Annotated in this window: 10 protein-coding genes; 9 read left to right on the top strand and 1 reads right to left on the bottom strand. The window is 69.0% G+C overall.

The window, feature by feature from the left end; translation table 11 throughout:
- Window positions 1–275 precede the first annotated feature (275 nt).
- From BU28_RS0110285 to BU28_RS25410, 9 genes are all read left to right on the top strand, one after another.
- On the top strand, window positions 276–1,127 hold the full coding sequence (locus BU28_RS0110285; RefSeq protein ID WP_028719404.1) for a glycine betaine ABC transporter substrate-binding protein: 852 nt from the start codon (window positions 276–278) through the stop codon (window positions 1,125–1,127).
- Window positions 1,128–1,195: 68 nt separating this feature from the next.
- The gene (locus BU28_RS0110280) at window positions 1,196–2,257 is read left to right on the top strand and encodes a quaternary amine ABC transporter ATP-binding protein (protein ID WP_028719403.1); all 1,062 of its coding nucleotides are present in this window, start codon (window positions 1,196–1,198) and stop codon (window positions 2,255–2,257) included.
- 11 nt (window positions 2,258–2,268) lie between these two features.
- A complete protein-coding gene (locus BU28_RS0110275; RefSeq protein ID WP_028719402.1) occupies window positions 2,269–3,096 on the top strand; it encodes an ABC transporter permease in 828 nt (275 codons plus the stop codon).
- Window positions 3,093–3,917 carry an ABC transporter permease gene (locus tag BU28_RS0110270; protein ID WP_028719401.1) on the top strand — a complete coding sequence of 275 codons (825 nt, stop codon included), beginning with the start codon at window positions 3,093–3,095 and terminating at the stop codon, window positions 3,915–3,917. The genes BU28_RS0110275 and BU28_RS0110270 overlap by 4 nt, the downstream gene beginning before the upstream one ends.
- A gap of 114 nt (window positions 3,918–4,031) precedes the next feature.
- Window positions 4,032–4,226, top strand: a complete 195-nt coding sequence (locus tag BU28_RS0110265) for a heavy-metal-associated domain-containing protein (RefSeq protein WP_028719400.1) — start codon at window positions 4,032–4,034, stop codon at window positions 4,224–4,226.
- Between the two features lie 9 nt (window positions 4,227–4,235).
- Entirely contained in the window at window positions 4,236–4,628 is a 393-nt protein-coding gene (gene copM / locus BU28_RS0110260) for a CopM family metallochaperone (RefSeq protein WP_028719399.1), read from the top strand.
- Between the two features lie 5 nt (window positions 4,629–4,633).
- On the top strand, window positions 4,634–7,105 hold the full coding sequence (locus BU28_RS0110255; protein ID WP_028719398.1) for a heavy metal translocating P-type ATPase: 2,472 nt from the start codon (window positions 4,634–4,636) through the stop codon (window positions 7,103–7,105).
- Window positions 7,102–7,536, top strand: coding sequence for a Cu(I)-responsive transcriptional regulator (gene cueR / locus BU28_RS0110250; protein ID WP_028719397.1), 435 nt, complete (start codon window positions 7,102–7,104; stop codon window positions 7,534–7,536). The genes BU28_RS0110255 and cueR overlap by 4 nt, the downstream gene beginning before the upstream one ends.
- Before the next feature lie 643 nt (window positions 7,537–8,179).
- Window positions 8,180–10,837 (top strand): calcium-binding protein, encoded by a 2,658-nt coding sequence (locus BU28_RS25410; RefSeq protein WP_051578113.1) that lies wholly within the window; start codon window positions 8,180–8,182, stop codon window positions 10,835–10,837.
- On the opposite strand, the gene BU28_RS0110240 is transcribed toward BU28_RS25410, so the two are convergent.
- Window positions 10,834–12,321, bottom strand: a complete 1,488-nt coding sequence (locus BU28_RS0110240) for a SulP family inorganic anion transporter (RefSeq protein ID WP_028719396.1) — start codon at window positions 12,319–12,321, stop codon at window positions 10,834–10,836. The genes BU28_RS25410 and BU28_RS0110240 overlap by 4 nt on opposite strands.
- Window position 12,322 lies beyond the last annotated feature (1 nt).

The raw sequence follows: 12,322 nt of genomic DNA, 5'->3' as shown, positions 1-12,322 counted from the left end.
CCGCGACTCCCCCGGGATATTGGGGCAAGAAAGAAGCCGCGCCCCGGGGCCCTGGGCCAGAATAGCTAATGCGCCGAGGCAGGAAATTCTCGTTTGCCCCGGTGGCGGCTTGCGGGGGATAACTCGGGACAGCCGGGGTCGCGGGGTGCCCGGGGAGGATACGGTCGCAAAGCCCCGGCCATCGAAACCAGGGATCGGGGGGCGCCTTGCCCCGCAGGCCGCGTTCTGCGGCGGCGGGCCCGGCTTGCCCCCGACGAACGACAGCGGAGAACGACATGCGTGGAATTTTCAAGGCCATCCTGGCGGGGGCCGTGGCCCTTGGTCTGGCCTCGCCGGTCCTGGCGCAGGACAAGGTCATCAAGATGGGAACCATGTCCTGGGAGGACCTGACGCCCATCACCGGCATCACCAAGAAGGTGCTGGAGGACAAGGGCTATACCGTCGAGGTCACGCCGTTTTCGGAATGGGGCATCGCCTATGCGGCGCTGGCCAAGGGCGATGTGCAGATCCTGGCCAGCCAGACGGATTACGTCGCGCAGGACTACTGGCAGCGCAACAAGAACCGGCTGGAAAAGATCTCTCCGGTGTCGCACGGGCTGTTCGACGGGATCGCGGTCCCGGCCTATGTCGACATCGATTCGCTTGACCAGCTGAACGACAGGGCCGACGCGTTCGGCGGCAAGATCATCGGCATCGAGCCGGGCGCCGGCATCATGCGCGAGACCGGCGACGCCATCGACGCCTATGGGCTGAAGCTGCAGCTGGTCGAGGGCTCGACCGCCGCCATGACGGCGGCGCTGAAGTCGGCCGTGGACCGCAAGGAGCCGATCGCCGTCACCCTGTGGGAGCCGTCCTGGATGGCGCAGAAGTTCGACATCAAGTTCCTGAAGGACCCCAAGGGCGCCTTCCCGCCGCCGCAAAGCTATTACTGGATCGGCCAGAAGGGCTTTTCCGAGGAGAACCCCGAGGCGCGCGAAGCCATCGCCAGCGTCTTCGTGCCCAAGGAGGAGATCACCGCGATCAACGGCGCGGTGAATGACGGCAAGACCATGGACCAAGCCATCGCCGACTGGATCGCCGCCCACGGCGACCTGATCGGCCGCTGGAGCAACATCAAGTCCTACTGATCCCGCAAGGTCGGGCGGCCCCCTTTGCCGGGCGCCGCCCCAACGGCACGACAATCGACAGGGTAGACATGGAAAGCACAGAGGTTCTGATCGACTGCCAGTCGGTCTGGAAGGTCTTCGGCGACCGCTCGCGCGAGGCGATCGGGGCGATCACCGGCCGGGGCCTGGGCAAGCAGGAGGTGCTGAAGGAGTTCGGCTGCGTGGTCGGCGTCTCGGATGCCTCGATCCAGGTGCGGCGGGGCGAGATCTTCTGCATCATGGGGCTGTCGGGCAGCGGCAAGTCGACGCTGATCCGGCTGCTGAACCGGCTGATCGAGCCGAGCCTGGGCCGCGTCATGGTCAAGGGCCGCGACATCGGCGCCATGGACGCCGCCACCCTGCGCGAGACCCGTGCCCGCCACATCGGCATGGTGTTCCAGTCCGTCGCCCTGCTGCCGCAGCGCAACGTGCTGGAGAACGCGGCCTTCGGGCTGGAGGTGCAGGGCGTGTCCAAGGACGAGCGCAACCGCGCCGCCGAGGCCGCGCTGGACAAGGTCGGCCTGTCGGACTGGAAGCTGCGCTATCCGTCGGAGCTGTCGGGCGGCATGCAGCAGCGGGTGGGGCTGGCGCGCGCGCTGACCTCGGACCCCGAGATCATCCTGATGGACGAGCCGTTTTCCGCGCTGGATCCGCTGATCCGGCGCCAGTTGCAGGACGAGTTCCGCCAACTGACCAAGGACCTGGGCAAGTCGGCGGTGTTCATCACCCATGACCTGGACGAGGCGATCCGCATCGGCGACCGCATCGCCATCATGAAGGACGGCGTCATCATCCAGGTCGGCACCGCCGAGGAGATCGTGATGAACCCCGCCGACCAGTATGTCGCGGATTTCGTCGCCGGGATTTCCCGCCTGCACCTGGTCAAGGCGCATTCGGTCATGGTGCCGCCCGCCGCCTATGGCGGCCCGGTCGAGGGGCTGCCGCGCTGCACGCCCGAGGCCGACATCGACACGCTGATCGAGACGATCACCGCCTCGGGCAGCGATGCCATCGCCATCGCCGAGGGCGGGGCAGTGGTCGGGGTCGTGACCACGCGCAACCTGCTGCTGGGCGTGCGGGGCGAACCCGACGTCCGCGCCGCCGCGGCCTGAGGGGGACGGGGATGGAGGGTTTCGTCACCGTCTTCGACGAGCAGGTCGACAATGCGCTGTTCTGGCTGTCCGATCACGCGGCCTTTGTCTTCGACGGCGCCCGCGCCGTGCTGGAGGGGCTTTACGACGGCGTGCTGTGGCTGCTGATGCTGGCGCCGTTCTGGGCCGTCGCGGCTTTGGCCGGGCTGGTCGCCTGGCGGGTGCTGGGCCTGGGGGCGGGCATCGCGAGCGGGCTTGCGCTGGCGTTCTGCTGGGCCATGGGGCTTTGGCCGGAAACGATGCAGACGCTGGCCCTGGTCATCGCCGCCAGCGTCATCGCGCTGGCGATCAGCCTGCCCATCGGCGTCATGGCCGGGCTGATGCCGCGGCTGGACCGGGCGCTGGTGCCGGTGCTGGACCTGATCCAGACGCTGCCGCCCTATATCTATTTGCTGCCGGCCATCGCGCTGATGGGCTATGGCCCGGCGACCGCGCTGGTCGCGACCGTGATCGTCGCCATGCCGCCCGCGATCCGGCTGACCAGCCTTGGCATCCGCCAGACGCCGGCCGAGTTCGTCGAACTGGGCCAGGCGCTGGGGACCAGCCGGATGCAGCAGTTCTGGAAGATCCGCCTGCCCTTCGCCGTGCCCTCGATCATGGCGGGCGTGAACCAGAGCCTGATGATGGCCTTTGGCATGGTGATCATCGCCGGCATCGTCGGCTCGGGGGGCTTGGGCGAGACGATCTATGGCGCGATCCGCACGCTGGACATCGCGACCTCGATCAACGCCTCGATCGCCATCGTGGTGCTGACCATGGTGCTGGACCGCGTCACCCAAAGCCTTGCGAGGGCGAAATGACCTTCAATCCCGGAGCTTTCCTTGCGCCCCTGGTGGACTGGCTCAACGCCAACTTCCACGGGCTGTTCGCCCTGATCGCCCGCGCCATCGAGACCGTGCTGGGCGCGATCGAGGCGGCGCTGCTGGTCGTTCCCGCCGCTGGCGTCATCGTGCTGGTGGCGGTGCTGGCCTGGTTCGCCGCCGGGCTGCGCGTCGCCATCCTGTCGGCCTGCTGCCTGGGTTTTTGCTGGCTGGCGGGGCTGTGGACCGCGTCGATGCAGACCATCGCCCTGGTCGTGGTGGCCGTGGCCATCGCGGTCGCCATCGCCTTTCCCCTGGGCATCTGGGCCGCCCGCCGCCGCGGGGTCGAAACCGCGCTGCGCCCGGTCCTCGACGTGATGCAGACCGTGCCGCCCTGGGTCTATCTGATCCCGGCGGTGATGATCTTCAGCCTGGGCCGGGTGCCCGCGATCATCGCCACCATCGTCTATGGCGTCCCGCCGATGCTGCGGCTGACCACGCTGGCCTTTCGCGGCGTGCCGAAGGACCTGAAGGAACTGGGCGAGGCCATCGGCGCGAAGCCCGGCACCATCCTGTGGAAGATCGAGCTGCCCGCCGCGCGGCCCACGCTGCTGGTCGGCCTGAACCAGTGCATCCTGCTGTCCCTGGCCATGGTGGTGCTGGCGGGGCTGGTCGGAGCCGGCGGGCTGGGCGCCGAGGTGACGCGCGGCCTGACCCGCATGGAGATGGGCCTGGGCCTGCGCGCCGGCCTTGCCATCGTCGCCGTCGCGCTTCTGCTCGACCGCCTGTCGCGCGGCGCGCTGGAGCGGAAACGGGTCTGAGCGCCGACAGACGAATTCGGGGCGGCGGCGATTAATTTCGCCGCTGCCCTTGACCTTACCATCGTTGGAACCCCCATCTGAGGGTGGTGCAAGACATCACCAATGAGGGTTGCCATGAAATTCCACGTCCCTGACATGAGCTGCGACGGCTGCCTGCGGTCGGTGACCAAGGCGGTCACGACGCTGGACCCGGCCGCGCGCGTCACCGCCGACCACCCGACCCGCACCATCGAGGTCGAGACCTCGGCCTCGGCCGAAGCGGTCGGCCGCGTGCTGGCCGATGCCGGCTTTCCCGCCAGCGCGGCATAGGGGGCGGCCATGAACCAGCGTTCCCTGATCTTCGTCGTGGGTGCGGCGGCGTTTGCGGCCGGGCTGAGCCTGGCCCAGGCCCAGATGCCGGCCGATGACCATGCGGACCATGCCGCACACGACGCGCCGGCGGGCGCGGGCGACAGCGCCTCGACCCAGGCTTATCGCGCCGCGAACCAGCGCATGCACCAGGGCATGGAGATCGCCTATTCGGGCGATGCCGACATCGACTTTCTGCGCGGCATGATCCCCCATCACCAGGGCGCCATCGACATGGCCCGGGTGGTGCTGGAGCATGGCCGCGACCCGCAGGTGCGCGCCCTGGCCGAGGAGGTGATCCGCGCGCAAGAGGCCGAGATCGCCCAGATGCGCGGCTGGCTGGCCGAGCGCGGGCAGGAGTAGGCACCATGGCCAAGGACATCCCCGAAACCCGTCCCGCCGTGACCCTTCCCGTCGAAGGCATGACCTGCGCGTCCTGCGTGGGCCGCGTCGAAAAGGCGCTGCGCGGAGTGCCGGGGGTGGTCTCGGCCTCGGTCAACCTTGCGACGAACAGCGCCCGGGTCCTGACCGATGCGCCGGTGCCGCGCGCGGCCCTGGCCGAGGCGGTCGAGCGGATCGGCTATGCCGTGCCCGCCCCGCCCGCGGTGGAACTGGCGGTCGAAGGCATGACCTGCGCGTCCTGCGTCGGTCGCGTGGAAAAGGCGCTGCTGGCGGTGCCGGGCGTCACCGGCGCCTCGGTCAATCTTGCGACCGAGCGGGCCCGGGTCGAGGGCACGGCCGATGTGCCCGACCTGGTCGCCGCCATCGCGCGCGTGGGCTATGATGCGGCGCCGCTGACGGCCGCCGCGCCGCAGGACGACGGGCGCAAGGACCGCGAACAGCGCCTGCTGCGGCGCGACTTCGGGCTGGCGCTGGCGCTGACCCTGCCGGTCTTTCTGGTCGAGATGGGCGGCCACATGGTCCCCGCGCTGCACCGGCTGATCGCCGCGACCATCGGCATGCAGGCAAGCTGGGTCCTGCAATGGGTGCTGGTCACGCTGGTCCTGGCCTTTCCGGGCATGCGGTTCCTGGAAAAGGGGCTGCCCGCCCTGGCGCGCGGCGCGCCCGACATGAATTCGCTGGTCGCGGTCGGGTCGCTGGCCGCCTATGGCTATTCGATGGTGGCGACCTTTGCCCCCGGCCTGCTGCCGGCGGGCACCGTTCACGTCTATTACGAGGCGGCGGCAGTCATCGTCACGCTGATCCTGCTGGGCCGCCTGCTCGAGGCGCGGGCGCGGGGCCGGACCTCGGACGCGATCCGGCATCTGGTGGGCCTGCAGCCCCCGACCGCGCGACGCCGCAGGGACGGCGCGGTGGCCGAGATCGCCGTGGCCGAGGTCCGGCCCGGCGACATCCTCGAGGTCCGTCCGGGCGAGCGCATCCCCGTTGACGGCGAGCTGGTCGAGGGCGAAAGCCATGTCGACGAATCCATGATCTCGGGTGAGCCGATGCCCGTCGCCAAGCATCCGGGCAGCGCCGTCACCGGCGGCACGGTGAACCAGACCGGCGCATTCGCCTTTCGCGCGACGGCGGTGGGCGGCGACATGGTGCTGTCGCGGATCGTGCGCATGGTCGAGGACGCCCAGGGCGCCAAGCTGCCGATCCAGGCGCTGGTGGACCGGGTGACGATGTGGTTCGTCCCCGCCGTCATGGCGGCGGCGGCGCTGACCTTCCTGGTCTGGCTGGCGCTGGGCCCCGAGCCCGCGCTGGGGCTGGCGCTGGTCAATGCGGTCGCGGTGCTGATCGTGGCTTGCCCCTGCGCCATGGGACTGGCGACGCCGACCTCGATCATGGTGGGCACCGGCCGGGGGGCCGAGATGGGCGTCCTGTTCCGCCGGGGCGAGGCCTTGCAGGCGCTTCGCGATGCCCGGGTCGTGGCGGTGGACAAGACCGGGACGCTGACCGAGGGCCGCCCGGTGCTGACCGACCTTGAACCCGCGCCGGGCTTCCAGCGCGCCGAGGTGCTGGCCCTGGTCGCGGCGGTCGAGGCGCGGTCCGAACATCCGCTGGCCCGCGCCATCGTCGCGGCGGCCGAGGCCGAGGGCCTGTCCCTGCCGGCTGTCTCGGGCTTTCAATCCGTGACCGGCATGGGCGTGCGGGCAGAGGCCGGCGGCCGGCGGGTCGAGGTCGGCGCCGACCGCTTCATGGTCGGGCTGGGGATCGACGTGGCGCCTTTGGCCGAGATCGCCGCGCGGCTGGCGGGCGAGGCGCGCTCGCCCCTTTATGCGGCGGTCGACGGGCGGCTGGCGGCGATCCTGGCCGTCGCCGACCCGCTGAAGCAGACCACCCCCGCCGCCATCCGCACGCTGCACGACCAGGGGCTGAAGGTCGCGATGATCACCGGCGACAATGCCCGCACCGCCCAGGCCATCGCGGCCCGGCTGGGCATCGACGCGGTGGTGGCCGAGGTCCTGCCCGAAGGCAAGGTCCAGGCGCTGCGCGACCTGCGCGCCGCGCATGGCAACGTGGCCTTTGTCGGCGACGGGATCAACGACGCCCCCGCGCTTGCCGAGGCCGAGGTGGGCATCGCCATCGGCACCGGCACCGATATCGCCATCGAGGCGGCGGACGTGGTGCTGATGTCGGGCAACCTGCAGGGCGTCGCCACGGCCATCGCGCTGTCCCGGGCGACCATGGCCAACATCCGGCAGAACCTGTTCTGGGCCTTTGCCTATAACGTCGCGTTGATCCCGGTCGCGGCGGGCCTGCTGTTCCCCGGCTTCGGCATCCTGATGTCGCCGGTCTTCGCGGCGGGCGCGATGGCGCTGTCCAGCGTCTTCGTTCTGGGCAATGCCTTGCGGCTGCGCCGGTTCGGCGCGCCGTCGGAGGGTGCGGCATGAACATCGGACAGGCGGCCAGGGCCTCGGGCGTGTCGGCCAAGATGATCCGCTATTACGAACAGATCGGGCTGGTGCCCCCGGCGGCGCGGACCGGCGCGGGCTATCGGGATTATTCGGACAGCGACGTGCATGTGCTGCGCTTCGTGCGCCAGGCCCGCGACCTGGGCTTTCCGGTGGCCGACATCGCGAACCTGCTGAGCCTGTGGCGCGACCAGACCCGCCACAGCGCCGAGGTCAGGCAGATCGCCAGCGCCCATGTCGAGACGCTCGAGCGGAAGATCCGCGAGATGCAGGAGATGGTCGACACGCTGCGCGACCTGATCGGGGCCTGCCATGGCGACCAGCGACCCGACTGCCCGATTCTGAATCGGCTCGAGGCGCCGCCCCTGGGCGGTCCGGCACCCGTCCGGCGTGGGTCCGGGGTGATCTGACGCTGCGGCATGATGTCCCCCGGGCGCGGCACCGCTTCCGGGCCATGGGGCCACGTCGGCAGGGTGAAATCCGACATTAGCAATGTGCGTTAGGGTAAAGTTTTCATGGCGGTTTCCTGCCTTTGGCCGGAAACCGCCCATGCATGCCGCCCGCTCGGCAAGGTTCGGTTTCCCTCAGGACACGTGGGTTGTGGTCGGCACAATTGGAACTATTTTCCGGCCGCTCCGGTACAGGCAAAGGTTGATGCGGAACCCCGGACGTGAAAAGCTAGTACCGTTAAGGTTGTATTCCAGTACGCGTGGTCGATGACACGGACCCCCGGTTTTCGGGGGCTGCCAGGGAATATCCACATGCCGGAGAAGAGATGACGATATCAGACTGACCGCAATGCGGCAGGCGCAGCCCTGCGCCGACATGCCGCCTTGCCCCGAAAGGCCGCGCGCGGGCCGCGCCGGAAACCCCGCATGGCGCGGGACATCCACGGTCCGCCGGCCTTTCTCGTAACGTAGCCGTTTCGCGGTTTGCACGTCGCCCCGCCGCCCGTCAGGGGCGGTGACCGGGTACGGCTGTCCAATATTCACCCGCCATCCCCGGCTTCGCGCCGCAACCGGGGACTGACTCTCCATTTGCCGGAACCAAGCCATGTCCAACACGTCCGACCTGAATATCCTGTGCCTTCAGATGTCCGCCGACGACCAGATCCGGGTGGACAAGGCCAATGGCACCTTTGATGCCAACCTTGCCGCCGACCCCACCTATTATCTGCAATATTCGCAGTTCCAGACCATTCCCGTGGGCATGGACGGCAACCCCGAACAGTTCGTTCAGCTGCTGGTCGATGCCATGCCGCATGTGAACGCGCTGCGGCTGTGCTTCAACGAACACTGCTTCAACGCCGACGGCTCGCTGCATCCCCAGTTCGAGCGTTTCCTCGAGGCGGCCGCCCAGGCCGGGCTCAAGCTGATCGTGGGCTATTCGGGCAATGAGGTGTCGCGGCTTGGCGACGACGGCTCGGTCGGGGGCGAGGCGCTGCGCGAGACGCTGAACGGATCGGCGATCCAGGGGCTGACCGGCGCGTGGAAGCAGATGCTGGACTGGCTGGACGACCATCCCTCGGTGGCCGATGCCGTGCACGGGCTCGAGATCGCGAACGAGCCTGCCACCTACGCCCGGGCCGAGCGCCTGACCGGCAACACGGGCGAATTCGTCCGCCTGTATGCCGATCACATGCTGGCCCTGGCCGAGATGATCGACGCGCGCAGCGATGCGCGCATCCTGGTCGGTGGATGGAACTATTCGGGCAAGTTCGACATCCTCGCCTCGACCAGCTATGGCGAGGGAACCGTGCTGGACGCGCTGCGCGCGGGGATCGGATCGGACCTGATCTGGTCGGCGCATCTTTACCCCGCCTGGCTGCCCGACGGGGTGCAGACCGGCGACCAGATCGCGGCGGCTTATGAGGCGCTGTGGGGCGCTCTGGGTGACGACGACATCCTGCTGACCGAAACCAATGCCATCGGCAACCTGGTCAACGATGCAAGCCAGCACGACCCTTCCTTCAACATGGCCCGCTATTATGAGCTTCTGTCCGACCGGGGCATCGGCATCGGCTGGTTCCCGGGGGTGGACTATGGCGCCTCCAGCCTTGCGGTGCTGGACGCCTGGGGCCGCGGCGGGGTGCGCTATCTGCACCCGGCGTCGCTGGCCCATGCGCTGAACGCCTTTTCGCTGGGCGAATCCGACCCGGAGGTTGCCGGCGACGACCGGCTTGCGGCCGTCCTGCGCGCCGGCAAGGTCCAGTCCGAGGCGACGGGCCGGCTGATGGCCGGGGTGGACGGGATCGCGACCGCCTTCGGGGGCGATGGCAACGACACGCTGACGGGCATCGCCCGGGCGGTCAACATGCTGTATGGCGGGACTGGCAACGACAGCCTGGTCGGCGCGGAATCCGACGACCACCTGTTCGGACAGGACGGCGACGATACCCTGCGCGGCGGCGACGGCGACGACGTGATCCTGGGCGGGCGCGGCAACGATCTGGTCGATGGCGGGGCCGGCGACAATACCCTGACCGGCGGCCTGGGGGCGGACGTGTTCCGCCTGCTGGACACCGGCGACACCGCCATCACCGATTACGACAGGAGCGAGGGAGACCAGATCTATATCGGCTCGGCCCTGTTCACCCCCGCTCAGCTTGAGGCGCAGGGCACGATGCGCGACCTGGACGGCGATGGCTATGTCGACGACCTGCTGCTGACGACCGCTTCGGGCCGGGTCCGCCTGATCAACTATGCCAATGTGGTGCGCGACGGGATCGTGTCAGGCACCGACGGGAACGACGTGATGGACGACAGCTTCGTCGATTACGACGGCGACACGACGAACTGGCGCGGCTCGACCATCCGGGCCGGGGCGGGCGACGACCGCGTGCTGGGCAAGGCCGGCAACGACACCATCCGGGGCGAGGGCGGGCACGATTCCATCGACGGCCGGGGCGGCGACGACTCCATCATGGGCGATATCGGCGACGACACGCTGCTGGGCAGCGGCGGCCACGATGTCATTGAGGGCGGGCGGGGCTGGGACGTCCTGGACGGTGGCTGGGGCGAGGACACGCTGGACGGCGGGATGGGCAACGACCTGATCCAGGGGCGCGCTGGCAACGATCTGATCCGGGGCGGCGATGGCGCCGACACGCTGTTCGGCGGCACGGACAATGGCAACTGGCTGAACGGCGACGGCTTCGACGGCAGCGCCGGCGGCCTGAACACCCTGGAAGGCGGCAATGGCAGCGACCGGCTTTACGGCGCGCGCGACCGGGACCTGCTGATCGGCGGGACCGGAGCCGACACCCTGGTCGGCAACGACGGCGACGATACCCTGCGGGGCGACACCGGCACCGACCACCTGAACGGCGGACGGGGCGACGACCTGCTGATCGGGGGGGCGGGCAACGACACGCTGGAATGCCTGCGCGGCAGCGACACGCTGATGGGGGGCGCGGGCGACGACGTGATCCTGACCGCGCCGGGAGCGGGCCTGCACGCCCAGCTGTATGGCGAGGACGGGGCGGACAGCTTTGTCTTTCGGGTCGGCCGCGGCGACGGCTGGGGCACGGCGGTCATCCACGACTTTCAGATCGGCCTTGACCGGCTGGTGATCGAGGGGATCGGGGACCTGGCGCAAGTGCTGCACTCGGACCAGGTCGCGTGGATCCGGCAGGTGGGCGCGGATGTGAAGATGCTGGTCCAGGGCGATTACATCACCCTGGCCGACACGTCGCTGGACCTGCTGGCCTAATGCGTCGCCAGGCGCTCGGCCGCGCCGGGCTTGTCGTGCAGGGCCAGCCGCTCCAGGATGGTTGCCGAGGCGGGGTTCAGGCCGGTGATGCCGACCTGGGCCCCGGCGCGGCGGAACTTCAGGACGACCGCGTCCAGCGCCTGCACCGCCGAGATGTCCCAGACATGCGCGGCCGATACGTCGATCACCACGCGCGGCGGTACGTCGCGCAGGTCGAAGGCGGCGGTGAAATCCTCGACCGAGCCATAGAACAGCTGTCCGTGGACCCGATAGGTGCGGGTGCCGTCCGGCGCCATCTCGGAGGTGACGCGGAACAGCCGCGCGATCTTGGCAGCAAAGAAGATCCCCGACAGCAGCACGCCAGTCAGCACGCCGATTGCCAGGTTGTGGGTCCAGACCACCGCCACCACGGTCGCCAGCATCACCACGGATGAGGACCGCGGGTGGCTGCGCAGATTGCCGATCGAGCCCCAGGAAAAGGTCCCGATCGAAACCATGATCATGATCGCGACCAGCGCGGGCATCGGGATCTGCGCCACCCAGGGCCCCAGGAACACGCAAAGGATCAGCAGCATCACCCCCGCGGCAAAGCACGACAGCCGCCCCCGGCCGCCCGATTTCACGTTGATCATGCTTTGTCCGATCATGGCGCAACCGGCCATGCCGCCGATGAAGCCGGTGGCGGTATTGGCCAGGCCCTGGCCGATGCATTCCTGGTTGCGGCTGGACCGCGTCTCGGTCAGTTCGTCCACCAGGTTCTGGGTCATCAGGCTTTCCAGCAGGCCGACAACGGCGACGGCCAGCGCATAGGGAAAGATGATGGCCAGCGTCGCCGCGTCCAGCGGCACCTGCGGGATCAGAAGGATTGGCAGCGTGTCGGGCAGCGCCCCCATGTCGCCCACCGTCCGCACGTCCCAGCCGAAGGCCATCGACAGCGCCGTCAGCACGACGATGGCGACCAGAGGCGAGGGCACCGCACGCGTCACGCGCGGAAGCAGGTAGATGATGGCAAGCCCCGCCGCCGTCAGCACATAGGTCAGGCCGGTGACGCGGGCGGGGTCAAGCTCGGGCAGTTGCGCCAGAAAGATCAGGATCGCCAGCGCGTTGACAAAGCCGGTCATGACCGATTTCGAGACGTAGCGCATGACGAACCCCAGCCGCAGCAGGCCCATGCCGATCTGCAGCAGACCTGCCAGCACCGTCGCCGCCAGCAGGTATTCCAGCCCGTGATCGCGCACCAGCGTGACCATCAGCACCGCCGTCGCCGCCGTCGCGGCCGAGATCATGCCGGGCCGTCCGCCCGCGATGGCGGTGATGACCGCGATGGAGAAGCTGGCGTAAAGTCCGACCTTGGGGTCGACGCCCGCGATGATCGAAAAGGCGATGGCCTCGGGGATCAGCGCAAGCGCGACCACCAGGCCCGACAGCAGGTCGCGGCGAATGTTGCCCAGCCATTGCTGGCGATAGATGTCCCATGAAGGCATG

This window comes from Paracoccus yeei ATCC BAA-599 (genome assembly GCF_000622145.1).
Classification (GTDB): Bacteria; Pseudomonadota; Alphaproteobacteria; order Rhodobacterales; family Rhodobacteraceae; genus Paracoccus; species Paracoccus yeei.
This window is presented reverse-complemented; position numbering and strand designations above follow the sequence as displayed.